This is a genomic window from Bradyrhizobium sp. JR4.1, assembly GCF_040548605.1.
Taxonomy (GTDB): Bacteria; Pseudomonadota; Alphaproteobacteria; order Rhizobiales; family Xanthobacteraceae; genus Bradyrhizobium; species Bradyrhizobium canariense.
Genome location: NZ_JBEPRY010000005.1, coordinates 192289 through 218965 on the forward strand (window position 1 = coordinate 192289; position 26677 = coordinate 218965).

25 protein-coding genes are annotated in these 26677 nt (G+C 64.3%); 10 read left to right on the forward strand and 15 right to left on the reverse strand.

Going from position 1 to position 26677, the window contains the following annotated elements:
- Positions 1 to 17 precede the first annotated feature (17 nt).
- A complete protein-coding gene (folE, locus tag ABIB90_RS14500; protein ID WP_007602630.1) occupies positions 18 to 710 on the reverse strand; it encodes a GTP cyclohydrolase I FolE in 693 nt (230 codons plus the stop codon).
- A gap of 231 nt (positions 711 to 941) precedes the next feature.
- Here folE and ABIB90_RS14505 point away from each other — a divergent pair, with 231 nt between their 5' ends.
- The gene (locus ABIB90_RS14505; protein WP_007602629.1) at positions 942 to 1397 is read left to right on the forward strand and encodes an iron-sulfur cluster assembly scaffold protein; all 456 of its coding nucleotides are present in this window, start codon (positions 942 to 944) and stop codon (positions 1395 to 1397) included.
- 62 nt (positions 1398 to 1459) lie between these two features.
- Here ABIB90_RS14505 and ABIB90_RS14510 read toward each other — a convergent pair whose 3' ends face one another.
- The gene (locus ABIB90_RS14510; protein WP_354158886.1) at positions 1460 to 2359 is read right to left on the reverse strand and encodes a COG3904 family protein; all 900 of its coding nucleotides are present in this window, start codon (positions 2357 to 2359) and stop codon (positions 1460 to 1462) included.
- Between the two features lie 241 nt (positions 2360 to 2600).
- Between ABIB90_RS14510 and yidD the strand changes: the two genes are divergently transcribed.
- A complete protein-coding gene (yidD, locus tag ABIB90_RS14515) occupies positions 2601 to 2939 on the forward strand; it encodes a membrane protein insertion efficiency factor YidD (protein WP_035994626.1) in 339 nt (112 codons plus the stop codon).
- Between the two features lie 90 nt (positions 2940 to 3029).
- Positions 3030 to 3242: a hypothetical protein gene (locus ABIB90_RS14520; RefSeq protein ID WP_007602626.1), complete on the forward strand. Its 213-nt coding sequence runs from the start codon at positions 3030 to 3032 to the stop codon at positions 3240 to 3242.
- A 9-nt stretch (positions 3243 to 3251) separates the two neighbouring features.
- On the opposite strand, the gene ABIB90_RS14525 is transcribed toward ABIB90_RS14520, so the two are convergent.
- From ABIB90_RS14525 to ABIB90_RS14535, 3 genes are read right to left on the reverse strand one after another with little or no spacing between them, the layout of a single operon-like run.
- Positions 3252 to 4208, reverse strand: a complete 957-nt coding sequence (locus ABIB90_RS14525; RefSeq protein ID WP_354200953.1) for a PDR/VanB family oxidoreductase — start codon at positions 4206 to 4208, stop codon at positions 3252 to 3254.
- Positions 4205 to 4726 carry an MOSC domain-containing protein gene (locus ABIB90_RS14530; protein WP_354158892.1) on the reverse strand — a complete coding sequence of 174 codons (522 nt, stop codon included), beginning with the start codon at positions 4724 to 4726 and terminating at the stop codon, positions 4205 to 4207. The genes ABIB90_RS14525 and ABIB90_RS14530 overlap by 4 nt, the downstream gene beginning before the upstream one ends.
- A 55-nt stretch (positions 4727 to 4781) precedes the next feature.
- Complete coding sequence (locus ABIB90_RS14535) at positions 4782 to 6095, reverse strand: MFS transporter (protein WP_219683823.1); 1314 nt, start codon at positions 6093 to 6095, stop codon at positions 4782 to 4784.
- Between the two features lie 357 nt (positions 6096 to 6452).
- On the opposite strand from ABIB90_RS14535, the gene ABIB90_RS14540 reads away from it, so the two are divergent.
- Positions 6453 to 7016: a helix-turn-helix domain-containing protein gene (locus ABIB90_RS14540; protein ID WP_354128745.1), complete on the forward strand. Its 564-nt coding sequence runs from the start codon at positions 6453 to 6455 to the stop codon at positions 7014 to 7016.
- Between the two features lie 19 nt (positions 7017 to 7035).
- On the opposite strand, the gene ABIB90_RS14545 is transcribed toward ABIB90_RS14540, so the two are convergent.
- Both ABIB90_RS14545 and ABIB90_RS14550 read right to left on the reverse strand, forming a co-directional pair.
- Complete coding sequence (locus ABIB90_RS14545) at positions 7036 to 8250, reverse strand: hypothetical protein (RefSeq protein WP_354200954.1); 1215 nt, start codon at positions 8248 to 8250, stop codon at positions 7036 to 7038.
- A gap of 2 nt (positions 8251 to 8252) precedes the next feature.
- A complete protein-coding gene (locus tag ABIB90_RS14550) occupies positions 8253 to 9620 on the reverse strand; it encodes an APC family permease (RefSeq protein ID WP_007602618.1) in 1368 nt (455 codons plus the stop codon).
- 329 nt (positions 9621 to 9949) lie between these two features.
- Here ABIB90_RS14550 and ABIB90_RS14555 point away from each other — a divergent pair, with 329 nt between their 5' ends.
- On the forward strand, positions 9950 to 11293 hold the full coding sequence (locus tag ABIB90_RS14555; protein WP_354200955.1) for an alpha/beta hydrolase: 1344 nt from the start codon (positions 9950 to 9952) through the stop codon (positions 11291 to 11293).
- Between the two features lie 33 nt (positions 11294 to 11326).
- On the opposite strand, the gene ABIB90_RS14560 is transcribed toward ABIB90_RS14555, so the two are convergent.
- Entirely contained in the window at positions 11327 to 11719 is a 393-nt protein-coding gene (locus tag ABIB90_RS14560; RefSeq protein ID WP_354200956.1) for a hypothetical protein, read from the reverse strand.
- Between the two features lie 92 nt (positions 11720 to 11811).
- Complete coding sequence (locus tag ABIB90_RS14565) at positions 11812 to 12984, reverse strand: MFS transporter (protein ID WP_354200957.1); 1173 nt, start codon at positions 12982 to 12984, stop codon at positions 11812 to 11814.
- Between the two features lie 186 nt (positions 12985 to 13170).
- On the opposite strand from ABIB90_RS14565, the gene thrS reads away from it, so the two are divergent.
- The 3 genes from thrS to ABIB90_RS14580 all read left to right on the forward strand — a co-directional run bounded on the left by thrS (position 13171) and on the right by ABIB90_RS14580 (position 17241).
- On the forward strand, positions 13171 to 15252 hold the full coding sequence (gene thrS, locus ABIB90_RS14570; RefSeq protein ID WP_354200958.1) for a threonine--tRNA ligase: 2082 nt from the start codon (positions 13171 to 13173) through the stop codon (positions 15250 to 15252).
- Between the two features lie 93 nt (positions 15253 to 15345).
- Positions 15346 to 15909: a nitroreductase family protein gene (locus ABIB90_RS14575; protein WP_007602608.1), complete on the forward strand. Its 564-nt coding sequence runs from the start codon at positions 15346 to 15348 to the stop codon at positions 15907 to 15909.
- A gap of 63 nt (positions 15910 to 15972) precedes the next feature.
- A complete protein-coding gene (locus tag ABIB90_RS14580; protein ID WP_354200959.1) occupies positions 15973 to 17241 on the forward strand; it encodes a serine hydrolase domain-containing protein in 1269 nt (422 codons plus the stop codon).
- On the opposite strand, the gene ABIB90_RS14585 is transcribed toward ABIB90_RS14580, so the two are convergent.
- The 3 genes from ABIB90_RS14585 to ABIB90_RS14595 all read right to left on the reverse strand — a co-directional run bounded on the left by ABIB90_RS14585 (position 17227) and on the right by ABIB90_RS14595 (position 22398).
- Positions 17227 to 19689: a putative bifunctional diguanylate cyclase/phosphodiesterase gene (locus ABIB90_RS14585; protein ID WP_354158907.1), complete on the reverse strand. Its 2463-nt coding sequence runs from the start codon at positions 19687 to 19689 to the stop codon at positions 17227 to 17229. The two genes, ABIB90_RS14580 and ABIB90_RS14585, sit on opposite strands and share 15 nt — an antisense overlap.
- Before the next feature lie 1038 nt (positions 19690 to 20727).
- Entirely contained in the window at positions 20728 to 21009 is a 282-nt protein-coding gene (locus tag ABIB90_RS14590; RefSeq protein WP_354158909.1) for a hypothetical protein, read from the reverse strand.
- 315 nt (positions 21010 to 21324) lie between these two features.
- Complete coding sequence (locus tag ABIB90_RS14595; protein WP_007602595.1) at positions 21325 to 22398, reverse strand: RgsD C-terminal domain-containing protein; 1074 nt, start codon at positions 22396 to 22398, stop codon at positions 21325 to 21327.
- Between the two features lie 240 nt (positions 22399 to 22638).
- Here ABIB90_RS14595 and ABIB90_RS14600 point away from each other — a divergent pair, with 240 nt between their 5' ends.
- Positions 22639 to 23682, forward strand: coding sequence for a patatin-like phospholipase family protein (locus tag ABIB90_RS14600; protein WP_354158912.1), 1044 nt, complete (start codon positions 22639 to 22641; stop codon positions 23680 to 23682).
- Between the two features lie 17 nt (positions 23683 to 23699).
- On the opposite strand, the gene ABIB90_RS14605 is transcribed toward ABIB90_RS14600, so the two are convergent.
- Positions 23700 to 24128, reverse strand: a complete 429-nt coding sequence (locus ABIB90_RS14605; protein ID WP_007602592.1) for a CBS domain-containing protein — start codon at positions 24126 to 24128, stop codon at positions 23700 to 23702.
- 189 nt (positions 24129 to 24317) lie between these two features.
- Positions 24318 to 25154: a rhomboid family intramembrane serine protease gene (locus ABIB90_RS14610; RefSeq protein WP_502916932.1), complete on the reverse strand. Its 837-nt coding sequence runs from the start codon at positions 25152 to 25154 to the stop codon at positions 24318 to 24320.
- A 465-nt stretch (positions 25155 to 25619) separates the two neighbouring features.
- Between ABIB90_RS14610 and ABIB90_RS14615 the strand changes: the two genes are divergently transcribed.
- Positions 25620 to 26174 carry a PAS domain-containing protein gene (locus ABIB90_RS14615; RefSeq protein ID WP_354128737.1) on the forward strand — a complete coding sequence of 185 codons (555 nt, stop codon included), beginning with the start codon at positions 25620 to 25622 and terminating at the stop codon, positions 26172 to 26174.
- A gap of 13 nt (positions 26175 to 26187) precedes the next feature.
- Here the strand turns inward: ABIB90_RS14615 and ABIB90_RS14620 are convergent, their stop codons facing one another.
- Positions 26188 to 26577, reverse strand: coding sequence for a COG4315 family predicted lipoprotein (locus tag ABIB90_RS14620; protein ID WP_354158918.1), 390 nt, complete (start codon positions 26575 to 26577; stop codon positions 26188 to 26190).
- Positions 26578 to 26677 lie beyond the last annotated feature (100 nt).

The window sequence follows — 26677 nt, forward strand, 5'->3', positions numbered from 1 at the left end:
CCGGTCTATTCGCGAGGTCAGCGCTGCAGGCCTCGCACCAGAGACAGAAAACGAGCTTGCTCCGCCGGATTGTCGCGGAACATGCCGGTGAAGCGGCTGGTGAAGGTGGAGGCGCCATGCTTGGCGACGCCGCGCACCGACATGCAGGTATGCTCGGCCTCGATCAGCACGGCAACGCCGCGCGGCTTGAGTATCTCGTCGATCGCCGCCGCGATCTGCGCGGTCATGTGCTCCTGGGTCTGGAGCCTGCGGGCGAAGATGTCGGTGAGGCGCGCAAGCTTCGACAGCCCGACCACGCGTTCCACCGGCGTGTAGGCGATGTGCGCCTTGCCGTAGAACGGCATCATGTGATGCTCGCATTGCGAGGTGAACTCGATGTCGCGCACAAGCACGAAATCATCATAGCCGGCGGTCTCGCCGAAGGTGCGATCGAGCACCTCGGCCGGGCACTGGTGATAGCCCTGATAGAGTTCGTCGAAAGCCTCGACCACGCGGCGCGGCGTGTCGAGCAGGCCCTCGCGGTTGGTGTTCTCGCCGATATAGGCGAGCAGCGTCTTCACTGCCTGCTCGGCCTCGGCGCGCGCGGGGCGCGGCTGGTCGGCCCGGACGGCGGCGGCGAGGAATTCGGAAGGATCAAGCTCCGCCGGACGGCTCTCGGGCTGCCGGTCGGAGGGCTTGTTGGGGCGGATGGATTTGATGGTAGCGTCCATGTCGACTCCGTTCGACGGCCTTGCGGCCGGAGTGTCACCGGCAGACGGGGCGGCGAACCGCCGGACGCCTGAGAGAACAGTTTCGGCGAAAAAATCTGCAAGCTGTAACGCCGGCAGCAGGGTTCTGCATCACACCACTGCTGCAGCGCTGGACTGTTTTTCCGCCAGTTCCGACCCTATATAAGGCCGTGGACGGCGCACGCCAAGGCCGATCCTGCTGGACTCCATCACATGCTGAACGACATTTATAACAAGCGGATCATCGAACTGGCCGGGAATATTCCGCGGCTCGGGCGGTTGCCGGATCCCGATGCCACCGCCACCGCCCATTCCAAGCTGTGCGGCTCGACCGTCAAGGTCGACCTCAAGATGGAGGGCGAGAAGGTCACCGACTTTGCCCACGACGTGAAGGCCTGCGCGCTGGGACAGGCTTCTTCATCCATCATGGCAAGTCAGATCGTCGGATCGACTGCGAGCGAACTCCGTGAGTTACGCGAAACTGTTCGCAAGATGCTGAAGGAGAACGGCGCGCCTCCTGAAGGCAAATGGGAAGAGATCAAGTTCCTCGAGCCGGTCCGCGACTACAAGGCGCGCCACGCCTCGACGCTCCTGACCTTCGATGCCGTGGTCGATGCCATCGGCCAGATCGAGGCGAAGGCGAAGCAGCCGGCTGCGGCGCAAGGCTGATTCCGGCGGAGGTTGATCCCGGGCTCGTCGCTCGGCCCGGATATAGATCAGAGATTCCGAGGCTACTTCTGCGATGCCGCGACCGGCGTGGCCACGCGGCCCGTCGGCACCAGGGCTTCCGCCGTCTTGGTCGACTTGGCAGGCTGCTCCGGTTCCGCACCGAACCTCGCCTGGGTCTTCGGTGCAAGCTCCGCCATTGCCGGCGCGGAGATATCGACATGCGGCAACACGTCGGCCACGAGATCCGTCGTCACGAGATTGGTAAGCTTGAGCTCGCCCGCATCGAGCTCGTGCAAATCTTCCCACGGCGGGACGCTGAGCGCGAGCGACAGCAGATCGCCGGCACCGCCCATGTCGAACGTGTATTTGGCGAGCCGGCCGATGTCGCGCTCCACGATCATCAGGTCCTGCGCGCTGTAGCTCGCGGCCTTGGCATCGTCGGCGCGATCACCCATCCAAATCTGATGGACCCGCACATGGGCCGCTTCCGGCACGTAGCGCTTCTTGCCCGCCAGCAGCAGGAACACGCACATGGATTCGCAATAGGCCTCGGGCGCGACCGCCGGCCGAACCGTCTGCCCGCCGCGGGTCTGAATGCTGATACCAACCGTGGTCAAAAGTCCGAGATTGCGAAAGCGCCGGCCGAGCGTGATCGCGTCGTTGACGGAACCGCCACTGGAATCGAGCACCACGGTGGCGCCGCCGAGCTGGCGTCCGCGGGAAAATTCTTCGAAGTCCCGGGGCGTATCGGCGGTGATGATGCCGACCGCACTGACCCACCCGCGGCAATTCGGTTCGCAGGCGACCCAATTGAACTTCATCGGCAGCTTGCGCTCTTCGAGGGCAGCACCGGCCCGGGCCGACGACCCGAGCGTCGCGACGGCGCCAGCCAACACGACTCCACAAGCAGCGGTTCCTACCAGCAACCAGCCGCGAAGTTTGAGCGACTTCAGAAGTTTCAAACTGGTCCCTTCCCCAAGCCCAAAGCAATAAGCCAAAGCCGATTCAGGCAAGCCCCGTTCTGACGTTCCATGAGTCTCACATGGGCGTCACAAAAATGGTATCCGGGGGAATACAGATCGTCCATAGGTACTTGCTGCACTGCTCCCAAAAAGCACGCAAAATATGGCGTGCAAACAACAGCTTACAGTTCCCTGCATCGGAACCACGCAAAACCTCGCCTACGATCTCAGCAAAGCGCCCATGAAGCAATCAGCCTGCGAGCACTGTTCCAATTCCGTCGCGGGCGCGCTCCGGCTTCCGCGCAGATTCGGCCGCGCGCTGATCTGGATCTACCGCCACACGCTCTCGCCTTTGGTTGGCTACAACTGCCGGCACCTGCCGACCTGCTCCGCCTATGGCGACGAGGCGATCGAAAGGTTCGGGCTGTGGGCCGGCGGCTGGATGACACTGGCGCGCCTGCTCCGTTGCAACCCCTTCGGCACCTCGGGCATCGACAACGTGCCCCTCACCGCGCCACAGGGCGCGCGCTGGTACTCGCCCTGGCGCTACGGCCGCTGGCGCGGTGTCAATGCATCCTAAGCACAGCGCGGCGCCTCACGCGTCGCTACCTTGAGTGGAACCGAAATTCTCCCCTCGCGTTGATGTGATGCTCCCGCGGGAGGAAAAACAATGCGCTGGAAAATCAGCCCTCATTTTCACTTCAGGTCTGGACCGGATTCGCGGATTGGTTCGCGAGGCCACGATCCCAGAACCCTCGACATGCTCGCCATCATCGTCCTTTTGATGCTCGCGGTCGGCTCCGGCTGGTATCTGGCCACGAGCACTGCCACGCCGCCCAGTACGACGGCGTTCATCGTGCCGAGCCAGAGCGTGCACTGGTAGAGCTAGACTTTAGAGGTCCAGCACCAGCCGGTCGGCATCCGATCCGGCGACGCAGATCATGAGAAAGCGTTCGCGCTCATACGGCGACAGGACGCGATCGCGGTGCACGGGCTTGCCCTCGATCCAGCCGACCTTGCAGGCGCCGCAAATGCCGCCGCAGCAGGACGTCGATATATCGATGCCTCCTTCCTGCAAGGCGGCCAGCATGGTCTGGCCGGCGCGAACCGGGATTTCGGTCCCCGTACGCGCCAGCAACAGCGTGAAGGGCTTTGCGTCAGGGTCGATCACCGGTGGCGGCGCGACGAAACGCTCGATGTGAACATTGGCTGCGGGCCAGGCTGCGGTCAGGCGCTCGAACTCGTCGGTCATGCCTTCCGGCCCGCAGCAGGCGACCATCGTCTGCCCCCCAACTTCGCCGACCAGCGAAGCGAGATTCGGACGCCCGGCGCAGGACGTGCGGTGCACGACGACACGCCCCTCATCGATCAGCGGCGCGAGCTGTGCGGCAAGCGGCACCTCCTCGCGCACGATGAGGTGCAGCACAAAGCCTGTATTGCCAATCTGCAGGAGGTGACGGGCCATCGACAAGAACGGCGTTACACCGATGCCACCGGCGACGAACACATGATGCGCAATGTCCGCACCCGGCTCCAGCCCGCCGCGCGGCAGTGACACGCCGATGACGTCGCCTATGCCAACCTCGTCGTGAAGCGCGCGCGAACCGCCGCGCCCATCGGCCTCGCGTTTGACCGCGATGACGTAACGCGAGTTGTCGGCGGGCTCGTTGCACAGCGAATAGGTCCGCACGAGACCGTTCGGCAGATGCAGGTCGATGTGGGCGCCGGGCTTGAACGGCGGCAGGTCCCAACTGTCGGGATCGGCCAGGGTGAACACCTTGATCCCCGCACCGGCCTCTTGGATGCCGGCGACAACCGTCTTGATCGTCGTTATCGGCCGTGCGCTCATGCCATGTTCCGCACGGTGTCGCCGACCCTGACGATGCCGCCTTGCAATATCCTGCAGTTGAGGCCCGAGCGGTTGATGAGCGGATCGAAGATCGCCTTGCCGGTGATCTCCTCGATATGCCGGCATGGGATCGATAATCGGGTTGCTTCCAGCAAGGTCTCACCTAACCAGAAGCGGCGGCCGACCAGATGGTTCAACGGCACGCCCTCGACCGTCACGTTGCGGCGATGCTCCTCGGGACCGAGTTCGATTCCCGCGTCGCGCTTGAGCGCAACCAAGGTTTCGAGCTCGAACAAGGTGACCTGCCTGCCCTCTTCGGGCTTGTGCGAATAAAATCCTTCCTCGCGCCCGATCATGTAGCGGTCACCTTCTATCCCTTGGCCGGCGACGAGAACGAGCTGCTCCATCGCGCGCATTGGCAGGAACGCGCGTGGAGCGAGATGGAGGAAGCGGACCAAGCCAGTCCAGCCGAGGCGTGCTGTGCTATCGGCCGAGCCGGCGCCTATCTCATCGAGCATGACAAAATCCTTGTGAGAAGCGATGGCGCGCCGCCAGCAGCGGCGCGCCGCGGGATCAGGTCAGTTCCTTGTTCGCCATTTCCGGCGCGAACGTGGTCGCGGTCGCCGTGATGGCGGCGCAGCCAATCAGCAGCAGCGAAACCGGCCAGGTGGCGCCGCCACTCCAGCCCATCAGAGCCGCCGCAATCAGCGGCGTCAATCCGCCACTGATGGCGGCCCCGACCTGGAACCCGAGCGAGGCGCCGCTATAGCGCAGCCGCGCGGAAAACAGCTCGGAGTACCAGGGCGCGCCGATGCCGAACATCACCATCTGCCCGAAAGTAATCGCCACCACGATGGTCCAGATGACGATGGTGGGATCGCGGGTGTTGAGCAGCCAGAACAGCGGAAAGGCAAACAGCGCCGAAAACAGACAGCTTGCATAGAACATCTTTTTGCGGCCGACGATGTCGGACAGCCAGCCGAACAGCGGAATGGCGAGCAGCGCGACCAGCGATGCCGCGAAGGCGCCGTTCAACACCACCGTACGAGATAAGCCAAGATTCGCGGTGGCGTAGGACATCACGAACACGCCGCCGATGCTGGCATAGGCGATCTCCGAGATCTTCAGTCCGACCGCGGTAAAGAAAGGACGGCGGTGATGCCTGAAGATCTCGACCAGCGGCAGACTTGCGACCTCCTTTTTGGCCTGGACCTGGCGGAAGGCCACGGTCTCTTCCATGTTGAGGCGGATGTAGAGACCGACGCCGACCAGCAAGATCGAGATCAGGAACGGAATGCGCCAGCCATAGGACATGAACTCACTTTCCGGCAGGCTCGCCACCAGCGCAAACATGCCGATCGCGGCGAGATTGCCGATGGGATTGCCGACCTGCACCATGCTGCCGAGCAGGCCGCGGCGGTGCGTCGGACAATTCTCCACCACCATCAGCACCGCACCACCCCATTCGCCGCCGAGGCCAATGCCCTGGAGGAATCGCAGGCCGATCAAGAGCAGCGGCGCGGCGATCCCGATCTGCTGATAGGTCGGAAGCAGGCCGATCAGAAAGGTGCCGATGCCCATCACCATGATCGTGATCGCGAGCATCGCCTTGCGGCCCACCCTGTCGCCGTAGTGACCGAAGATCGCGGCGCCAAGCGGTCGCGCCAGAAAGCCGACCGCATAAGTGCCGAAGGCCGCGATCGTGGCGAGCGCGGGGTTGCCGGCAGCGAAGAAGACCTTGTTGAAGACCAGCGCGGTCGCCGTGCCGTAGATGAGGAAGTCGTACCATTCGACCGCGGTGCCGATCACGCTCGACCACACGATCCGCCGCAAGCTCGCCGCCTCGTCCGGCGCTACGTTCAGGGTTACGTCGTCTGCTACGGTCATCGATGTCTCCAAAAAGTACCGGCGCCAGGGAAAGCAGTTGGTTCTGTCCGCGGAGCCCATCGGCAGCCCGGACGGTAAAAATCGATCATGTTTACTGTTGGAAATCAACGGCGTGGAACGCGGCAAATGTCGTCCGGAGCGGCAAAGCACGCTTATTGCCCTTTAATTGAGCTGATTTTGGCGATAAACTAGAGTCTTTGCTTACAATATCTGCGACCTTGCTCTAAATTTCTGCGCATATGTTTTCCTTTGGAATACAGCCGGCGCGTACACTGAAGGGACAGCGCGCACCCGCCGGACTGGCAGTCGAGCGGCATCTGTTGCAAAAGAGACGTCAGCAATTCGGGAGACTCATGCGTGCTTGACGTCAGCAAAGCGGCAGCCGTCGGGGCCAACATTCGCCAGGCGCGGATCGCCAAGGGCCTGACACTGGACCAGCTTGCCAAACAGAGTGATCTCACGCGCGGCTATATCTCCCTGGTCGAGCGCAACCTGAAGATCCCTTCGCTCGCCGCCCTGCTACGGATGGCAGCCGCGCTCGAGGTCAATGTCGCGAATTTCTTCGACCCGAACGCCGAGCCCGCGCCGCGCTACACGCTGTTCCGCCGTGAAGGCGGCAGCGTGCCGCTGTTTCAGGACACCTTTGGCGTGGTGCCACTGGCAACCGGCCGCACCCGCAAGATGATGGAGCCGTTCCTCCTGAGCCCGCCGCACAAATCAGCGACGCGCGCCTCGCATGCGGGCGAGGAGTTGCTGTTTGTCATCAATGGCAAGATCGCGATCAAGCTCGACGGCGAAGAACTTGTCCTCGGCAAGGGCGATTGCCTATATTTTTCAGGCGAGACACCGCACGAGGTCAGGAGCCTCGGCCGGCAGAAGGCGGAGGTCCTGGTTGTGGTCGCCCAGAGCCCGGCGGCGTAACGCCGGCCGAGCACCAGGTTTAGCGGGACCAGAAAAAGCGCCCGGGTGGCGGCGGGACCGGCTCGGGCGGACGTGGCCGCTTCGGACGCGGCGGTTTCGGCGACGGCTCGGCGGACGAGGTGGTCTCCGCGGAGGGCGCTGTCTCGCTTCCCGGCACCTTCACCGCCAGCAGCAAGTTCGATTCGTGCATCCGCCAGCGGTAGCCGACGCCGAAATCGATCGGCTGGGCGCGCGTGAACAGCGCGGCGTAGCGTTCCTGGTAGCGGCCGGGAAATTCGCTGATGGGTCCGAGATAGCGGCCGAACGGGAAGAAGCGCCATTGCCGCGAATTGTAGCTCGAAAGCGGAATGCCGGAATCGTCCTGGACGATGGTCGCGCTGTTGGCGAGCAACCAGTCGCGCGCGACGGAGAAATTGCCGGAGTGCAGCAGATAGGACGCGCTCTTGATCAGGCTGTTGCCGGGGCCGAGCGTCTCGCAGAACTTCAGGAAGCCGGCTGCGCGTGCACCTGAATTGGAGAGATCGGTCGAGAAATAATACAGCGTGCGCGCCTCGCCGTCGGGGCCTGCAAAGGTGATGCGGGCGCCGCGCGTCGCGTTCGGTCCGGGGTTGTCGTTGCCGACATGCATCCCGCCCTTGTCGTCGAGTGCAACCATTTCGACATTGCGGATGGTCTTGCCGGAGCGGACGAGGAAGACGTAGAGGATCGGCAAGGTGCCGTTGACCTGGTTGGTGTGCAGGTCGACCTTCATTTGCTTGGTGATGAAGAAGGAAAAACTCAGGATCGAGCCGAGCGAGCGCTCGACATTGTAGAGCGCGGCGCCGACCGAACCGCGTGGCAATCGCGTCAGGTCAGCCACCGCACCGACCGGCTCCAGCGCGCCGAGCACGTAAGTGCTGGCCTTCGAATAGAAGGCGTTGGCGTAGAGGAAGTCGGGGCCGCTGAACAAATAAAACATGGTCGGTCTGGGCGCCGCCAGATTGACGTCGGCCCAGTTGCGGATCTTCGAGAGCTGGCGCTCCTCAAGCTGGGCGAAGGCGCCGTCGAAGAATCTCGCGTGGCGCTGCCAGCCCGGGTCCTTTGTGAGCGGCACCAGCGGCGAATCCGTCGAAGGCTGCATGCCCGCGAGGAAGCGCGCGGTGTCGTCGAAGGTTGCCTCGGCAGCACGTGCGGACGGGACGGCCGCAACCAGCAAGGCGAGAGCCACGGCCGCAATTCTCATAGGTCGAAACATGTCTATTCGCGATTGTGTGACGTGCCAGCGGCGACCGGCCGCCTGCGGAAAACAGCATAAATCAACAGGCCCGAGAGCATGACGAGCATCCCCGACAGCGATTGCACGAGCCGCTCGGTCAACAAATAGTACATCATGAACCCGGTCACGAGCAGGAAAACGAGCGGCGTGAACGGGTATCCCCAGGCACGATAGGGCCGCGGCAAATCGGGATCCGTGATGCGCAGCTTGATGACGCCGGCGACCGTGAAAAACGAGCAGAACAGCAGCGCGAACTGGATGAAGTCGAGCACGGCCTCGAAGCTGCGCGTGAACAACAGCAGATTGGCGACGGCGAGCTGAAACAGGATGGCATAGGCCGGCGCGCCGCGCACCGACCTCTGCGAAAACACGCGCAGCGCCGGAATATCCTCCCCCATCGTCATCATCACGCGCGGGCCGATCCACATCATCGCGCTGATCGAGGAGATCAGGCCGAAACAGATCATCGCGCCGACGATCCGGCCGCCGAGATTGCCGAAAATCGCGCTGCCGGCGACGCTGGCGACGTCGAGCTGACCCGCGAGCGCGCCGACCGGCGTCGAATGGAGAAACACCGCATTCAGCGCGACGTACAGCACGAGCACGATCAGCGTGCCCGCGAGCAGCGCGCGCGGCAGGTCCCGCTGCGGCATGTTCATCTCGCCGATGATGTAGGTTGCGGCATTCCAGCCCGAGAACGAATACATCACGAAGACGAGCCCGATCGCGAAGGGCGCGCTGACGATATGCGCGAGATCGCCCGCCTGCGGCGTGAAGGCGATCGGCTGCGGCACGCCGACAATGAATCCTGCAACCAGGAAGGCAACGATCAGCACGACCTTCAGGATGGTCGAGATCAACTGGAAGGTCGAGGAGTGCCTGACCCCGGTCAGTTGCACGAGCGAGACCAGCCACACCACGGCGATGGCAAGCGGGATCGGCGGCACACCGGGCACGACCGATTTGGCGTATTCGCCGAAGGCCATCGCGGCGAGCGCGACGGGTGCTGCAAAGCCAACGGTCGCCGACACCCAGCCGGCGAGAAAGCCGAAGGCGGGATGATAGGCACGGCCGAGGAAATTGTATTCGCCGCTCGAGCGCGGAAACATCGCGCCGAGCTCGCTGTAGGAGAATACCCCGCATAGCGCGACGATGCCGCCTACGGTCCACAGCAAGAGGATCGAGAAGCCTGAGGGGATGTCCTTGACCTGGAAGCCGAGACTGGTGAAGACGCCGACCCCGATCATGTCGGCCACGACGATGGCGGTTGCGACCAGAACGGAGACCCCCGACCCGCGTCCGGTCAGCCGGCCGGTCCAGGGTGCAGTACCCGCATCTGATGCCGTCATCGCCGTCCTCAACCTCAGGCGTTGCGCCTCGTGGGAAGCATCGTGCAGTTCGGTCCAGTCAATTCAAGCAGGGTTAACAAGGGTTAAATGAGGCGAGGCCAAATCGGTACTGCAGCACCATTAATGCACGATCCGGACAATAAAGCTTCGTAAACACCGGGACATCCCGCTTCCCTCCCCCACAATCACGACACGATTGCGTGGTCCCTTTGAGCGTTCCGGATGTGGGGAAGTTTCTCCGGACACTTAACGTCGCCTAAACGCCCATCGGCTCAATTGCCTTAATGATTGCCGATGGACTTGTGGTCATGACTTGGGGTCATGGGTGAATGGTCGGGGCCGTTCCGAAACCGAGAGCTGACATCCGCGCCGACCGGACCACGTCCGGCGCACGCGGTCGTGCGCTTCGGACCGCTCTGATCTCAGCCTTGGTGCCGTTGTCGCTGACGCTGGTTCAATGCGGCAAGGCGCCCAATCCGGCAGCGCTCGCGGCGAACTCGCAGGCCAATGTCCAAGGCAACGTCCCAGCCAACGTCCAGGTCGTCGCGAAGACAAGCCAGCAAGTCGCAAGCGGCGACACGTTCGAGGATCGCTTCCCGGCCCCCCAGTTCAAGGAGCGCTTCCCATCCGCGAGCGAGGGTTTTCTGCAACGGCAGATGTCCGACTTCTCACCCAAGCGCGCCGTGCAGCAGCAGCCGGAGCAGGCGCCCTACAAGGTCGCTTCGCTCGCGCCGCAGGCCCCCTACCAGCGTCCGCCACGCGAGGACCTGACGACGCTCGTCAGCATGAAATCGTCAGCTTTCCCCTATTTCGGCAACAACCCTGCCTCCGACGCGCCATTCCTCAACATCTCCAAGGGCGACCGCCGCGGCCACCGCAGCTATTCCGGGCGCGTGTTCTGGCAGGACGAGACTTACAACGATAACCGCGTCTTGATGCACGTGCCCGAACATTTCGACGTGCGGAAGCCCGGCGTGATCGTGGTGTTCTTCCACGGCAATGGCGCGACGCTGGAGCGCGACGTGCGCGACCGCCAGCTGGTGCCGCAACAGATCACCGATTCCGGCGCCAATGCCATCCTGCTCGCACCGCAGATGGCGGTCGACGCCGCCGATTCCAGCGCAGGAAAATTCTGGCAGGCCGGCGGCCTCAAGCGCTTCATCGACGAGTCGGCGAACCATCTGGCCCGGCTCACGGGCGATCCCAACAGCGCCCGCGCCTTCGCCAACATGCCGATCGTGATCGTCGGCTACAGCGGCGGCTTCCTGCCGACCGCCTGGAGTCTCGAGGTTGGTGGCATCAGCGACCGCGTCCGCGGCGTCGTGTTGCTCGACGCCGTCTATGGCGAGATGGACAAGTTCGCCTCATGGATCGAGAGCCACCGCTCCGGCTTCTTCGTCAGCTCCTACACCCACTACACCGCGCGGCGCGACCGCGAACTGATGAGCACGCTGCGGCAGAAAGGCATCACCGTCTCCGAAGACATGGACGGCCCCTTGCGTCCGGGCAGCGTGGTGTTCGTCGAAACCGGGGACGGCATCACCCATCGTGACTATGTGACGCGAGCGTGGACGCGGGACCCGCTCAAGGACGTGCTGGTGAAGATGTCAGCGACGCCGGCACTGGCGCTGACGCGCGTCGCAGCTACGGCGTCATCCGCATCGAGTCGCTGATTGGACGTGACTCGCTAAGCCTACGTCTGTCGCTCAGCTCTTTGGCAGCTTCGGAATGCTCTCGGCAAACCCATTGAAGCAGGCCAGCCGCTCGTCCTCTTCCTTGAAGAAACGGCAATCGGCGTAGCCCTTGGCCTTCGCCGGCTTCGGCTTTGGCGCCGGGGGGATCACGGCGTCGTAGCAATTGAGCCGGTCCTTGGTGCCGTCATCGAGGTCGAGGCAAGCCTGGAGCCGCGCCGCGATCGATTGTGGCTTGCCCTTCGGCGCGGCGGCCGGCTTGGCCGCCGCCTCCTTGGTCCCCGCCTTGGTGCCCTTGGGCTTGACCTGAACCAGCGGCTTGTCCCCGACCATCGGTGGTGGCTTGTCGGCTTGCGCGAAAGCGGAGGCTGAATAGAGCACCGCGGCAACCGCCAGAATCATCCTCATCTCAGTCAACCCTCTTTGGTCCCCATGACCGGCCTTCTAGCCTCCCGGCGCGCGGTTTGCCAAGCACCTTGCGCACACGAACACGCTTCCGTTCAGGCCGGGGCGGCAGTTGCCGGCCGGGGCCGGGTCAGGATCACCAGTATCAGCGCCAGCACGACGAAGCCGACCGCGACGAAGCCTAGCGTATGCAGGAGCTCGCGGGCGAATAGCAGTCCGCCGACGGCAGAGCCGACCGCCTGGCCGATATAGAGGACGGAGGTGTTGAGTGCGACGGTCGCCGATGCCAGCGACGGTGCGGCCGAGACCAGCCGCACCTGCTGCATCGAATTGGTCGAGGCAAAGCCGAGGCCCCAGATCGCGACCGCACCCGCCATCAACGCGAGCGTGCCGGCGCCGAGCGCCCAGCCCGTGATCCCCGCAAGCAGCAGGCAGGTGAACAACAGCGAGGTGCGATAGGGCCCTGATGTGTCGACGATGCGGGTCGCGATGACAACGCCGAGGAAGCCACAGACGCCATAGAGAGCGAACACCAGGCCAATCGCATCGGGCCCTGCGCCGGTCAGCTTGTTGAGCAGCGGCCCCATGAAGGTGAACACCACGAACTGCCCGGACATCTGCAACATCGTGATTGCAAGCAGAAGCAGGATCGTCCTGTTGCGACCGACCGCGCTCCAGGTCTTCAGATCCACCGGCGTCCCCTTCAAGCCCGCCGGCAGCCGTATCAGCAACAGCAGCAGGCTGACGCAGCCGAGGGCGCCGATCCCGCCATAGGCCGCGCGCCAGCCATAGCGGCTGGCGATGAAGGTGATCAGCGGCAGGCCGACGGCGGCAGCGAGCGACCAGCCGAGAAAGATATAGGCAATCGTGCTGCCGCGACGCTCGACCGGCACGATCAACGCCGCCGTGCCGGCGGCCTGCGGCGTGTAAAGCGCGCCGACCGCGAGCATCACCAGGCGGATGACGAGGAGGCTTGCATAGTCGGGCGCAAAGGCCGAGGCCAGATTGCCAAAGGCGAGCACCGCCAGCGTCGTGGTGAGCAGCGTCCGGCGCTCCGTCCGGCCGGTGAGCCAGGCCGTCAGCGGAGACCCGATGCACAGGATGACAGCTCCGAAGGTGATCAGGAGCGCGGCCGCATGGATGCTGACGTCGAGCCCCGTCGCCAATTCCGGCAGCATGCCGGCCGGTGCCAAGACCGAGCAGCCGGTGACGAGATTGCCGAGCATCAGGGCGGTTGGCGCGAAACGGCCGGCGCGTGCATTTTCCATGCAAACGCATGTAGAACCGCCTTGCGACCAGTTAAAGGGCATTGCCCGGAATAGTTCGTGCAGCGCCCCCGCTTTTGCGCGCCGTTTTCTTGGAAATGCCGGATTGCGCAGGCCGAATCGCCTGATATATCGCTCGTTCCCGCTTACCTGCGCTCGTTCGCAGGAGTGAGCCTCAGGAGACATGCCATGACCGACCAGCCCACGGACCAATCCAAGGACCAATCCAAGTCCGAGCAGCCCAAATCCGAATCCGGCTTTCAGTACAGCCTCAGCAATTTGAGACCCGTGACCCCGCCGGAAAAAATCACCCTCACCTTCCCCGACGGCGCCCGGCGCGAATACGCCAAGAGCATCACCGGCCTTGAACTTGCCAAGGGCATTTCGCCGTCGCTGGCCAAGCGCACGGTCGCGATGGCGCTCGACGGCGTGATCTCCGACCTCGACGATCCCATCGAAGCCGATGCCAGGATCGAGCTGATCAACCGCGACGATCCGCGCGCGCTCGAGCTGATCCGCCATGACTGCGCCCACGTGCTTGCCGAAGCCGTGCAGACGCTGTGGCCGGGCACGCAGGTCACCATCGGCCCCGTGATCGAGAACGGCTTTTATTACGATTTCTTCCGCAACGAGCCGTTCACGCCGGAAGACTTTGCCGCGATCGAGAAAAAGATGCGCGAGCTCATCGCGCGCGACAAGCCTTTTACGAAGGAGGTTTGGGATCGCGAAAAGACCAAACAGGTGTTCCGCGACAAGGGCGAGGCGTTCAAGGTCGAGCTGGTCGACGCCATTCCCGGCAACGAGCCGATCAAAATCTATTACCAGGGCGACTGGTTCGATCTCTGCCGCGGCCCGCACATGACCTCGACCGGCAAGGTCGGCAACGCCTTCAAGCTGATGAAGGTGGCCGGCGCCTATTGGCGCGGCGACAGCAACAACCCGATGCTGACCCGCATCTACGGCACGGCATTCGCCAAGCAGGAGGACCTCGACGCTTATCTGAAGCAGATCGAGGAAGCGGAGAAGCGCGACCATCGTAAGCTCGGACGCGAGCTCGACCTCTTCCACTTCCAGGAGGAAGGCCCGGGCGTCGTGTTCTGGCACGCCAAGGGCTGGACCATCTTCCAGCAGCTGATCGCCTATATGCGGCGACGCCTCGCCGGCGACTACAGCGAGGTCAACGCCCCGCAGATCCTCGACAAGTCGTTGTGGGAGACCTCCGGCCATTGGGGCTGGTACCGCGAAAACATGTTCGCGGCGCAGTCGGCCGGCGAGGAGGCCGAGGACAAGCGCTGGTTCGCGCTGAAGCCGATGAACTGCCCCGGCCACGTGCAGATCTTCAAGCATGGCCTGAAGAGCTACCGCGACCTGCCGCTGCGGCTCGCCGAGTTCGGCGTGGTGCACCGCTACGAACCGTCCGGCGCGATGCACGGATTGATGCGCGTGCGCGGTTTCACCCAGGACGACGCGCACATCTTCTGCATGGAGGATCAGCTCGCCGACGAGTGCCTGAAGATCAACGAGCTGATCCTGTCGACCTACGCGGACTTCGGCTTCACCGGCGATCTCACGGTCAAGCTGTCGACCCGGCCGGAGAAACGCGTCGGCACCGACGCGATGTGGGATCACGCCGAGCGCGTCATGGCGACGGTGCTGCGCGAGATCCAGTCGCAGAACAATCACATCAAGACCGAGATCAATCCGGGCGAAGGCGCCTTCTATGGGCCGAAGTTCGAATATGTGCTGCGCGACGCCATCGGCCGCGACTGGCAGTGCGGCACCACGCAAGTCGACTTCAACCTGCCGGAACGGTTCGGCGCGTTCTACATCGACCACGACAGCGGCAAGAAGCCGCCGGTGATGGTGCACCGCGCGATCTGCGGTTCGATGGAGCGCTTCATCGGCATCCTGATCGAGCACTATGCCGGCAACTTCCCGCTCTGGCTGTCGCCGGTGCAGGTGGTGGTCACCACCATCACGTCGGAAGCCGACGAGTACGCCAAGCAGGTGTTGGAGCAAGTCCGGCGTGCGGGACTTCGGGCCGAGATCGACCTGCGCAACGAAAAGATCAACTACAAGGTCCGCGAGCATTCGCTGGCCAAGATTCCGGCACTGCTCGTGGTCGGCAAGAAAGAGGCCGAGACGCAGTCGGTCTCGATCCGCCGCCTCGGCAGCGACGGCCAGACGGTGACGACGACGGCGGAGGCCATCGCCGCCCTCGTCGACGAGGCGACCCCGCCGGATGTGAAGCGGGCGCGTGGCGCGGCCTGACATCTGAAATCGGTCTAAACTCGCTTTCGGTTGCGGGCGTGCATTCCTATGTGGGGACTGCACGCCCGACGACCAGCCGAAGAGGAAACCGCAGTGCCCGATGCCATCGAACTCCTGAAGACCCGCCGCTCGGTCAAGCCGCGCGAGATGTCCGGACCCGGCCCCTCCCCGGCCGAGCTCGAGACCATCCTCACCATCGGCGCGCGCGTGCCCGACCATGGCAAGCTCGCGCCCTGGCGCTTCATCATCTTCGAGGGCGATGCGCGCCAGCGCGCCGGCGAGGTGATCGCGAAGGTGTTTGCCCGGAAGAATCCCGGCGCGGCGGCGGCCGATGTCGAGACCGAGCGCAAGCGCCTCACGGATGCGCCGCTGGTGATCGGCATCGTCAGCTTCACCAAGCCGCATCCGAAGGTGCCGGCCTTCGAGCAGGAATTGTCGGCCGGCGCCAGCGTCATGAACATCGTCACGGCCGCGACCGCGCTCGGCTACGGCGCCTGCTGGCTGACCGGCTGGTTCGCGTTCGATCGCGACGTGCTGGATGGCCTCGGCCTCAAGCCGGACGAGAAACTCGCCGGCTTCGTCCATATCGGCAAGCCGACCAGGCCGAGCGAGGACCGTCCGCGACCGGTCCTTTCCGAAATCGTGACGCGATTTTAGTCGAAGGCGTGTTGACGCCTTCGACGTCTTGCGGCTTTGATCCCGGCAAGGGAGGAAGCCCGGATGAAGCGTCGTGAATTTCTGGTCGGAGCCGCGCTGCTGGCCGGCACGATGGCGCGGGCCCGCGCCGCCGACATCCCCGCTCCGTCGTCCGAGGGGCTCGACCGCATCACCGCGTACTTTGACAACGAGGTGACGAGCGGCCGGCTGCCGGGCGCCGTGGTCCTGGTCCAGCAGCACGGCAAGCCGGTCTATCTGAAGACTTTCGGCGTGCGCGACACCAGGACGGGCCTCGCGATGACGCCCGATACGATCTTCGCCATCCACTCGATGACCAAGCCGGTCACGTGCCTTGGCGCGATGATGCTGATCGACGAGGGTAAGCTCGCGCTCACCGACCCGGTGTCGAAATACGTTCCCCTCTTCGCCGACACCAAGGTGGGCCTGGAGGTCACCAATCCCGACGGCACGTTGCATCTGGATCTCGTGGCGCCGATCCGTCCCGTCAACATCGAGGATCTGCTGCGGCACACCTCCGGCATCAGCTACGACTACATCGGGGGCAAATGGGTCGAGCAGGCCTACAAGGCCGCCAATATCTTCGAAGGTCAATTCGACAACAGGGAATTCGCCCAACGCATCGCGAAGCTGCCGCTGGCGCGGCAGCCGGGGACCCTGTGGCGCTACGGTCATTCCACCGACGTGCTCGGCAGCGTCATCGAGATCATCTCGGGCCAGACGCTGTACGCATTCCTCAAGCAGCGCATCTTCGATCCGCTCGGCATGAGCAGCACCAAGTTCGCGCTGGCGACCGAGGACGAGCTCGCGCGGATGGCGCGGCCGCTGCCGAACGACAACATCCTGCTCGCCGCCGAGCGCGAGCGCCTCGAGCATCCCGAATGGCAGTCCGGCGGCGGCGGGCTGCTCTCGACCATCACCGACTATCAGCGCTTCGCGCAGATGCTGCTCAATGGCGGCGAGTTCGACGGCAAGCGCTATCTGAGCCCTGCCGCCTTCAAGGCCATGACGACCGATCACGTCGGGCCGGGCTCGGGCGTCGGACGCGACTATTTCTATTTTCCGGGCGACGGCTTTGGCTATGGCTATGGCCTCGCGGTGCGGACTGATCCCGGCAACGCCAGACCGCCGCCGCCGGGCTCGCTCGGCGAGTTGAAATGGGACAGTGGCAGCGGCACCTATTTCGGCGTCGATCCCAAGCTCGACATGGTCTACCTGCTGATGCAGCAGACCCAGAACGAGCGCAGCCGCATCACGCCCGCCTTCAAAGCGCTGGTCTATGATTGTTATCCGTCCGAGTTACGCCGCCCGTGAAGCACGCTGGCCGAAATCGGCGAGCAGCTTTGCGATCTCGGCGGCGGGCCGCGCCGCGCTGAACAAGAAGCCCTGCACTTCGTTGCAGCCTTCGGCGCGCAACCAATCGAGCTGATCCTCGGTCTCGACGCCTTCCGCGGTCGTGGTGATGTTGAGGCTGCGGCCAAGCCCCGAGATCGCGCGAACGATCGCGACGCAATCGGGCCGCCCTGCCAGATCCTTGACGAAGGAGCGGTCGATCTTGATCTTGTCGAAGGGGAAGCTGCGGAGATAGCTGAGGCTGGAATAGCCGGTGCCGAAATCATCCATGGAGATGCTGACGCCGAGCTCGCGCAACTGGTGCAGGATGGCGAGATTGGCATCGGTCTCGGCCAGGAAGATCGACTCGGTGATCTCGAGCTCGAGCCGCTTCGGCGACAGACCGGACTGCGCCAGTGCCGAGATCACGACCTGAACCAGATTGCGGCTTCGGAACTGCGCCGGCGACAGATTAACCGCGACCTTGACGTCGACGGGCCATTTCACCGCCTCGGAGCAAGCTACGCGCAGCACCCACTCACCGAGCTGGGTGATCAGGCCGATGTCCTCGGCGACCGGAATGAACTCCGCCGGCGAGATCATGCCCTTGTCGGGGTGATGCCAGCGCAGCAGCGACTCGAAGCCGGAGATGCGGTCGGAGGCGATCGAGACCAGCGGCTGGTAGTGCAGCTCGAACTCGCCATTGGCAAACGCGCGGCGCAGATCGAGCTCCATGTCACGGCGCTTCTGCGCCTGCAGATCCATCTCGCGCTCGAAGAAATGATGCACGCCGCCGCCGTCGGATTTCGCCCGGTACAGCGCCATATCGGCGTTGCGCATCAACTCCTCCGACGTCACGCCATCGCCCGGCGACAGCGCGATGCCGATGCTGGCGCCGATCACCATCTCCTGACCGTCGATCTCGTAGGGCGCCTTCAGCAGGTCGATCAGCAAGCCCGCGCAGGCGCTGGCCTCGTTGGGCGTGACGTCGGCCGCCAGGATCACCGCGAACTCGTCACCGCCGAGCCGGGCCGCGAGATTGGCGCCGCGGACCGCGGTGCTCAGACGGGCGGCAACCTCCTTCAACAGACGGTCGCCCACCGGATGGCCGAAGGAATCGTTGACGTTCTTGAACAGGTCGAGATCGAGGTAGAGCACGCCGACCCGCTTTCCGCTGGCCTGGTCGAGCGCCTGCTTCAAGCGCTCCTGGAAATATTCGCGGTTCGGCAGATCGGTGAGCCCGTCATGGTGCGCCATGTGGGCGATCCGCGCCTCGGCCTTGCGCCGTTCGGTGATGTCGACCACCGCGACCAGATATCCGTCGCGATCGTCGAAGGCGACGCGGCGGCCGAAGGTCAACACCTCGATCTCGCTGCCGTCGGCGCGCAGATGCCGCCAGTTGCGCGAGGAGTGATAGGCGTCGCCGACGCGTTCGAGCGCCTCGGCGTGGCTGCCCCATTCGTCCTGCGGCCAGATTTCGTGCAATTTCATGCGCAGGAAGGTGGCGCGGCTGTAGCCGTAATGCTGGACCGCGGCGTCGTTGACGCTGAGAAACTGCCTGCTCGCGGCGTCGAACACCCACATCGGCATCGGGTTGTTGTCGAACAGCAGGCGGAAAGAGGCGTCGCGCCGCTTCAACACAGTGACATCCGAGATCGTCAGCGAGACCACGTCGGCAAACGCGGTGGCGCTCAGCCGGAGATGGCGTCCGTCGCTCTCGATCTCGAGCTGCTCGCCGCGACCGCCGGAGACGGCCTTGAGCAAGAATTCCATGACTTCAACCGAGGCCAGCAGCGTGTCGCCCTCGCCGATCCGGCGCCACAGCAGGCTCGCCCCTTCGGCCTTCAGCAGCAGCGCCGCACTCTTGTTGTGGTGCACGATCTGGAGATCGAACGGCTTGCCACCCGCGTCGCGCAGCGTCGCCAGCGAGACCACCGCGTCGTCGGTCGAAGCGAAGATCGCGTCCAGGAGATTGTATTGCGCGCCGCGTTCGTTGATGTAGGCGCCGACCAGCGTCGCGCCCCAGCGCGATGCGGTCGGAAGCGCCAGCACATCAAACGTCCTGACCATGCCGTCGCGCACGCAATGGGCGCTGGCCAGGTGTGGCCGCCCGTTGGCGAGCGCGCTCGCCGCGGCTTCCGACAGCGCGGTAGCGCAATCGGGCGAGAGCGCGGCGACCGGGATGTCCCAGCGCTCTTCGCCGAGCCATTTCTGCACGTAGCGTCCGCTGCGCGACAGTTCGAGCGCGCCGTCGCCCTTGAGCAGCGCGATGTGGTCGGCGAGCCGTCCCAGGCTGCCGAGCATCACGTCCTCGTAGCGCGGCAGCCGTTCGCCCGGCTTCAACGCGGCACGCCATTTGCGCTGAAGCACCGGGATGTCGTCGAACATTTCGGCGGCCGGTTTTCCCGACACTTTCTTCACGGCACTCATGGCAGTCCCCAACGCACTTTCCGCTGCATCCAATGCAGCCGCGCTTAACGGCGTGTAAAGACCGCGCGAGTGCGGGTTCTGTTCGGCGATTATGACAGTTTAAAGTCGGGCGTTGGTTAGTGGGCGTTAGAGACTATGACGGTTGTGCGAAGGCGTTGCGTAGGAGGCGCGTGAGACCGAAGCTTTGGCGCACCGCTGCATCAGCATCGTCATTGCGAGCGCAGCGACGCAATCCAGAATCTCTCCGCGGCGGCAGACTGGATTGCTTCGCTGCGCTCGCAATGACGGAGTCTCTGGGCGGCAGTGTCGCGCTTCCATTCGCGTTGCGGATCGCAGACACACCTTCGCATCCTCGCGGCGCATTCGCCCGAGCTTTGCTTCGATGCCTCACCCTCAAATGAAAGAGGGCGCAGGGAAGACCGGGTGCCGGCTGGCACCCGCGGTCCACTGTGCGAGATTGTCGTAACGAGATTGCACAGCGGCATACAGGTGAAGCCCAACATCCGGCCTTCCCTGCGCAGTGGCTTTACGGCTTATGTCGTGCTCTCCCCGGGGAGCGATGCACTATTGCCCCCGTCGCCTTGCGGATGGCTGATGCGTGTGCCCGGTCGGGCAACCCACATCACCGCAACGCTTGACGCACAGACCCCGGGCGCCAGGACCACACGATTTCGCCGTACGCCGATCACACCGGTCGTGTGCGCGACACTTTCGCTCACGGTTGCCCGCCCTGCGAAGCCGTTCGCGCCGATGTGACTAACGTCCACCGCCGTCCGGCCCGCGTTCGTGACGATCGCGATACGCCCCTCTTCCTTGGGCCGGAGTGAGGCGAAATATACGCAATTCCGAAATTCGGTAAAGTGGAATATTTTGAGCCACGCGGGTTGACCGGCAGCTTGGGTGTTTTGCCCGACGGGCAACGCGATATCTTGTAGCCCGGATGAGCGAAGCGACATCCGGGATTCTACCACGAGCTGTCCCGGGTATCGCTTCGCTCACCCGGGCTACGAGACCTACCGGACTGCACGCGAGTCGCGACTAGTCCTCGCTGGACGTCGCCAAGCGATTGCGCAGATGGGCCTGCGACAACAGGAAGAACAATGCGCGCTCGCCATGATATTTTGCGGACGGCCGGGTGCGCTCGAAGCCATCGGCAAATTTCTTGCCGGATTGGTCGCACACCTGCCACCGCCAGCCGAACCGCTTACGCCTGGTGAGGATCACTTCGAACATGCCGACGAGCTTGGTCCCCTGCTCCTTGCCGGTCTCGCAGATGCACGAGCCTGCTCCGGCCTCCCCCGTTGGAGTGATGCCCGACATATAACGCGGCAGGATGGAAAGCGAATAAAATTGATTATCGGAAATAGGTATCTTGCACCAGCTGTGAGGAAGTCGCGGCGCCGCCGGAATAAGCCGCCGATGCCGGTGTCGATCGGTCCTGCTTGGTAGCGCTGCCAGAGCTGTTCAAATCGAAACACCAAGCAAATCGCAACACCAAACCGAGCAGCGAAGAGCATCTGCTTTCGCACACGGGACTGGCGGTAATACGATATGGGGGATCCGTGCGCTGAATGAGAAGTGTTCACCAGACACGAAGATCAGCGTCGGGCCGCATGCGGCATCACCGCTCAAACACTACCGCGCGACGACTTCCACTTCGCCGTCGACGCCGTTGACGACGTTGAAGCCGCGCTCGTAGACCTTGCCCTCGTTCTTGGCGATAGCGCGGTATTCGCCTTCGGAGAGCACGACGCGCGGAAAGGCGCCGATCGATTCCTTGATGACGTCGCCGCCCGGGGTCAGCACCGACCAGGCAGTGTTGGCGAGCGCCTCGCCGCCCCTGTCGCTGACGAGCTTGAGCGTGATGACAGCGGCGCGATGGGTGATGGTGACGTCGGTGAGCTTGCTGGCCTGGACGCGGATGTCCGAGCGCACCACCGAATTGGCGTCGCCGTAATTCGAGATGATGTAGTAGGTGCCCTCCGGCAGGAGCACGACGTCACCTGCGGCGACGTTCGGCACCAGGGAGGCGCGCTCGCCGGATTCGAACTGGCTGCCCTTGTAGATCGCGAACGAGATCTGGTTCTGCGGAATGCGGCTGGTGCCGACGCGGCCCTCGATGCGCAAGCCGCCGGCGGGCAGCACGAAGGATTCCCGGTCGGTTTCGGCCTTCAGGCTGACGGTGCGCACCGCGCTGACCAGGCCAAAGGCGACGTGCACGACGTAATTGCCGGGCGGCAGCACGATGTTCGGCGTGGCATTGCGGTCCTCGCGGATCAGCTTGAAGGTGCCGTTTTCGTCGGGACGATCGGCAAACACGCGCCAGACCAGGCCGCTGGTGATCGGCGGGGTGTCCTTGCCGTATTTGGCCGTCAGCGACAGCACGCCCTGTCCGGGCACGGCCGCGTTGAGCGGCGGGGCGGACGGCACGGTCGTGACCGCGGGCGGCGGCATGCTGGGCGTGGTCGGCTGCAACAGGGTCGGCGGCAGGCTCGGTGGTCCGGCACCCGGGCCGGAGGGCGGCGCCAGGCTGACGGCACCGCCGGGATCGGGCACTGAAGCCGGCGGTACCGGCGGCGGACGATCGGAGAAAAGCTGCGCCTGCGCAGCATTTTGGCCAAGGGTATAGAGGCAGGCAGCAAGGACCAAGGCCGGCAGCAGCGATGCGCTGCGCCGCCATCCGATGATGCCGTCACCCCCGAGAGTCATGCCACCTGCTTTTCACCGAAAACGCGGCAAATTCAAGCCTCTGTCCCCCTGAGAAATACGGCCCGACAGGTTTTGGAACCCGGTTGACGCCTGCGTGATTACCCGAGAGGCAGCCGCGCCTCGCCATACTCCTGCCCCGCGCGCTTCCCAAACCGGCATAAACCATGCTTCGGCCCGGTTCTGGCGGAGCGCGAGTACGGTGCCTAGTCTGATGGCGGGTCCCGGCGTAGGAGAGTTTCGGTGCTGGACATATTGAAGGGTCGGGGTTCGAACAGCGATAAGGTCACCGAGAAAGTCGGCCTGGGCAGCATCCGCCGGCCGGTCATCGGCCTTGCGCTTGGCGGCGGCGCGGCGCGCGGCTTCGCTCATATCGGCATTATCCGGACCCTGCTCGCCAACGGAATCGTGCCCGACGTCGTGGTCGGCACCTCGATCGGCGCGGTGGTCGGCGGCCTCTATGCGGCCGGCCGGCTCGATACGCTGGAAGAATGGGGCCGCAGCCTGCAAGGGATGCGCAACATCCTCGGCTACCTCGACATCCGCCTCAACGGCTCCGGCCTGATCGGCGGCGAGAAGCTGGCGACCCGGCTCGAGGCCGCCTGCGGCCAGAGCCAGATCGAGGATCTCCCGGTCAAGTTCGCCGCCGTCGCGACCGAGGTCCGTACCGGCCACGAGATCTGGCTGACGCGCGGCCGCGTGGTCGACGCGATGCGCGCCTCCTACGCGCTGCCGGGCATCTTCTCTCCGGTCCTGATCGGCGATCGCTGGCTGGTCGACGGCGCATTGGTGAACCCGGTGCCGGTCTCGGCCGCGCGCGCGCTCGGCGCGGAAATCGTCATCGCCGCAAATCTTTCCAGCGACATCTTCACCTATTCGACGACGGTCTATTCGCACGGCGCGATGCCTGAACCGGTGATCCCCGCGGCCGAAGAGCCGCCGTCAAAGCGGCGCTTCCCGAGATTCTTCTCGCCCGAGAAGACGGTGAAGCGCGAGTTCTTCGGCGGCGGCAGCGCCCGGCCCGGCCTCTCCTCGGTGATGGTCGACGCCTTCAACATCATGCAGGACCGCATCACCCGCGCCCGCCTCGCCGGCGATCCGCCCGATATGCTGATCACACCGCGGATCGGCCAATTCGGCTGGTTCGATTTCCACCGCTCCGAGGATCTCATCGCCCTGGGCACCCGCGCTGCCGAGCGTGCGCTGGAGTCCATCCAGGAGGCCATCCACGAGCTGGCGCCGGCGCCCGAGGGCACCGCGCCCAAAGCCGACCAGCAGCAGGACTGATCAGGCCGTCTTACTGATCAGGCGGTCTTGATGTAGTCGCGCAGGGCTTCCTGCTCGGACTCGTATTCCTGCACCCGACGCTTGACGATGTCGCCGATCGAGATCAGGCCGACCACCTTGCCATTGTCGACCACGGGCAGATGGCGGAACTTTCCGGTGGTCATCATCTCCATGAGTTCGGCGACCGTGTCGGTCTCCTTGCAGGTGACGACCTTGCGGGTCATGACCTGAGCGACCGGCTCATCGAGCGCGCCGGCGCCGCGCTCGCCGATCACCCGCACGATGTCGCGCTCCGACAGGATGCCTTCGAGCCGGCTCTGGTTCATCACCAGCACCGCGCCGATCTTCTTCTCGCCGAGCAGTTTGACCGCGGCCGCCAGCTTCGCGTCCGGCTCGACGCTCATGATCTGGTGGCCTTTGGTGTTGAGAATCGAACGTACCGTCATTGTCGCCTCCCTGAATCGCAACCGTCCGCTGTTCGCGGTCCGGACTTGTTCTTCGAGTCTTCAACTAACAGTTTCAGCGCCGGTTTCACGCTCAGGCGCTTTGCGAAGGATCGCCGCTAGCGGCCTGTCGCTTCGGAACATTCTTCTCGGGAATGATGGATGAATTCGGGCGGCGCCGCAAGCGCCGGTTCAAATACGGCCCGAAATGTCCCGTGATGACGCATCCGCAGCATCGCTTCGCACGCGCGGCACGGGATCGAACAGCGTGAACAGCAATAGGCCGGCAAGGAAGCCGCCGATATGCGCCTGCCAGGCAACGCTCGTGGTCTCGCTATCGACGCCGATCGCGCCGACGCCGAAGACGATGTTGACGCCGAACCACACCGCGAGGAAGCCGAGCACCCGCCCGTCGCGCAACGCGCGCGACAGCGGCAGCGCCGGAACTCTTGCGGCGGTATCGGCATCCGATCGGCTGAATGACAGGAAGCTGCCGCGAACGAAGGCGAAGCGGATCGCCGCCGCCATCGCGCCCGACACCGAGGCCGAGGCGCCGATCATCGGCGCCACCGCGTGCTCGTGGGTGACGAGATGGGCGAGTGCGCCGGCCGCCGCCGTCACCGCGAGGAACAGGAAGAACCTGATGGCGCCAAAGCGCCGCGCCAGCGCGCTGCCGAACGGCAACAGCCACAACACGTTGAAGCCGATATGGGTGAGATTGGCGTGGAGCAGCGAATAGGTGACGAAGGTCCAGACCTTGGCGCCGGCCCCGCCGGGGATCTCCAGATTCAGCAGCGAGGAATCGTAACGCTTGGGGATGAAACCGAAGACGTCGATGGTCCAGTTCTCGAGCTCCGGCGGCAGCAGCACCCGCAGATGGATCACCGCGAGCAAGAGGATATAGGCCGTCAGCGCGAACGGCAGCGTCAGGATCGGCTCGCGCGGAGCCTCCTCAACGACGGCCGGCACTGCCAGCGAAGCATCTTGCGACGGAGGATCTTGCGGCGGAGAATTTGGCGGGGAATCCAAGGCGGCTTCGCTTTCAGGCGCGATCGGAGCGACAGGCTTGACGACAGGCCTTGGAGATAGTCGCCTTTGCCCGCCCTGCGCAAGTGCACAAAAGGAAAAGGCAGGGCCCTGGGAAAGCCCTGCCTATCCGTGTCGGACTTCCGGTACCCAGAGAGACGGGAATATCCCCACCCCTCCCCGCGGCCGGTGACCAAACTGTTTGACGCCTGTGTACAGGCCTCGCCGAGAACCTGGAGAAAAGCGGCGAAGCTTGCGACCGCGATCACCATAGCAGCGGCGCGGCGCGCGGAAAGCGCATAGTTAACTTAACGTTAACGACGCAAAGGCAGCGCCAGGGACGCCGAAAACGCCGCTGCGGCATGGACGCTGCAAAGCCCCTCCTGCACAACAACACAGGGATCGCGGCTGCACTGAAGCGGGACAGGTTTGTCCCGCGAGGTTGCGCCCCGGGGTAAGCGTTCAGTCATGAAACATCCGTCAAGCCGCGAATTCTTCGCATATTGGAACGAAAAGCGCGGCACTGCGCGGGCCCCAGACCGGGCCGATATCGATCCGGCCGCCGTGCGCGGCCTGCTCGGAGACATCTTCGTGCTGTCCTGCGAGCCCCATCTCGGCTTCCCGTTCCGCGTCGCCGGCACGCGCGTTTGCGCGCTCGCAGGGCGCGACCTCAAGGATTCGAGTTTTGCGGCGCTGTTCAACGAGGCTAGCCGCCGCGAGATCGAGGAGATCACGACCATCGTCGCCGACGAGAGCCTCGGCGCAATCGCCGGCGTCACCGCCGCGCGCGAGGACGGCAGCAAGGCGCATCTCGAGCTGCTGCTGCTGCCGTTCAACGCCCGCCCGCATACACCGGTGAGCGTGACAGGCGTGCTCGCGCCGTTCGACGACGAATGCGGCGCCCTTGGCCCTTTCGCCCTCACCTCCTGGCGCTATCTGCATCAGCCGGAAAAATTGCTGCCGCGTGCGATCCGCAAGCTGCAGATCGCACGCGGGCTGATGGTCTATGAGGGACTGCGCTAGCAGTGCACCCCGCTCACGGCATCGCCAGATGCCAGGCGCCGTTCAGAAAGCCGTCGCCGGTGACGTCGCCGGGCTTGGTGTCCTTGGCGAAGGTGTAGAGCGGCTTGCCCTTGTAGGCCCACTGCTTCGAGCCGTCGTCGCGCGTGATGACGGTGTAGCCGTCGGCGGCGGCATCGCTGGCCTCGGCTTTCAGCACCGGCCAGTTGGTCGCACACGGACCATTGCAGGCCGACTTGCCGTCAGCATCCTTGTCGAAAGTATAGAGCGACATGCCCTTGGCATCGGTGAGCACGTTGCCTTTGTCGGTCTTGCCGGTCTTGGCCGGCGGTGCCGCGAAAGCAGTGGGAACCAGCGCCAGCGATATTGCGAGCGTGAGCGCGAGGCGGATCGAGGTTGTGGTCATGGTCTCTCCTGTCATGCAATGGGCTTGCATCGATAGGACGCCGCGCGAGCCGTCGTATTCCTGAGATGGCGGCAAAGATATTTTTCGCTGCACGCATCGT

Coding starts and splice junctions, on each gene's coding strand:
- ABIB90_RS14590 (WP_354158909.1), bottom strand. CDS start 21,009: ATGTCGGGCATCACTCCAACGGGGGAGGCCGGAGCAGGCTCGTGCATC.
- ABIB90_RS14545 (WP_354200954.1), bottom strand. CDS start 8,250: ATGTTTCGACCTATGAGAATTGCGGCCGTGGCTCTCGCCTTGCTGGTT.
- ABIB90_RS14530 (WP_354158892.1), bottom strand. CDS start 4,726: ATGCTCGATGAGATAGGCGCCGGCTCGGCCGATAGCACAGCACGCCTC.
- ABIB90_RS14565 (WP_354200957.1), bottom strand. CDS start 12,984: ATGGAAAATGCACGCGCCGGCCGTTTCGCGCCAACCGCCCTGATGCTC.
- ABIB90_RS14620 (WP_354158918.1), bottom strand. CDS start 26,577: ATGACCACAACCTCGATCCGCCTCGCGCTCACGCTCGCAATATCGCTG.
- ABIB90_RS14585 (WP_354158907.1), bottom strand. CDS start 19,689: ATGAGTGCCGTGAAGAAAGTGTCGGGAAAACCGGCCGCCGAAATGTTC.
- ABIB90_RS14580 (WP_354200959.1), top strand. CDS start 15,973: ATGAAGCGTCGTGAATTTCTGGTCGGAGCCGCGCTGCTGGCCGGCACG.
- ABIB90_RS14615 (WP_354128737.1), top strand. CDS start 25,620: ATGAAACATCCGTCAAGCCGCGAATTCTTCGCATATTGGAACGAAAAG.
- ABIB90_RS14535 (WP_219683823.1), bottom strand. CDS start 6,095: ATGACCGTAGCAGACGACGTAACCCTGAACGTAGCGCCGGACGAGGCG.
- thrS (WP_354200958.1), top strand. CDS start 13,171: ATGACCGACCAGCCCACGGACCAATCCAAGGACCAATCCAAGTCCGAG.
- ABIB90_RS14520 (WP_007602626.1), top strand. CDS start 3,030: ATGCGCTGGAAAATCAGCCCTCATTTTCACTTCAGGTCTGGACCGGAT.
- ABIB90_RS14595 (WP_007602595.1), bottom strand. CDS start 22,398: ATGACTCTCGGGGGTGACGGCATCATCGGATGGCGGCGCAGCGCATCG.
- ABIB90_RS14505 (WP_007602629.1), top strand. CDS start 942: ATGCTGAACGACATTTATAACAAGCGGATCATCGAACTGGCCGGGAAT.
- yidD (WP_035994626.1), top strand. CDS start 2,601: ATGAAGCAATCAGCCTGCGAGCACTGTTCCAATTCCGTCGCGGGCGCG.
- ABIB90_RS14560 (WP_354200956.1), bottom strand. CDS start 11,719: ATGAGGATGATTCTGGCGGTTGCCGCGGTGCTCTATTCAGCCTCCGCT.
- ABIB90_RS14525 (WP_354200953.1), bottom strand. CDS start 4,208: ATGAGCGCACGGCCGATAACGACGATCAAGACGGTTGTCGCCGGCATC.
- ABIB90_RS14555 (WP_354200955.1), top strand. CDS start 9,950: ATGGTCGGGGCCGTTCCGAAACCGAGAGCTGACATCCGCGCCGACCGG.
- ABIB90_RS14605 (WP_007602592.1), bottom strand. CDS start 24,128: ATGACGGTACGTTCGATTCTCAACACCAAAGGCCACCAGATCATGAGC.
- ABIB90_RS14550 (WP_007602618.1), bottom strand. CDS start 9,620: ATGACGGCATCAGATGCGGGTACTGCACCCTGGACCGGCCGGCTGACC.
- folE (WP_007602630.1), bottom strand. CDS start 710: ATGGACGCTACCATCAAATCCATCCGCCCCAACAAGCCCTCCGACCGG.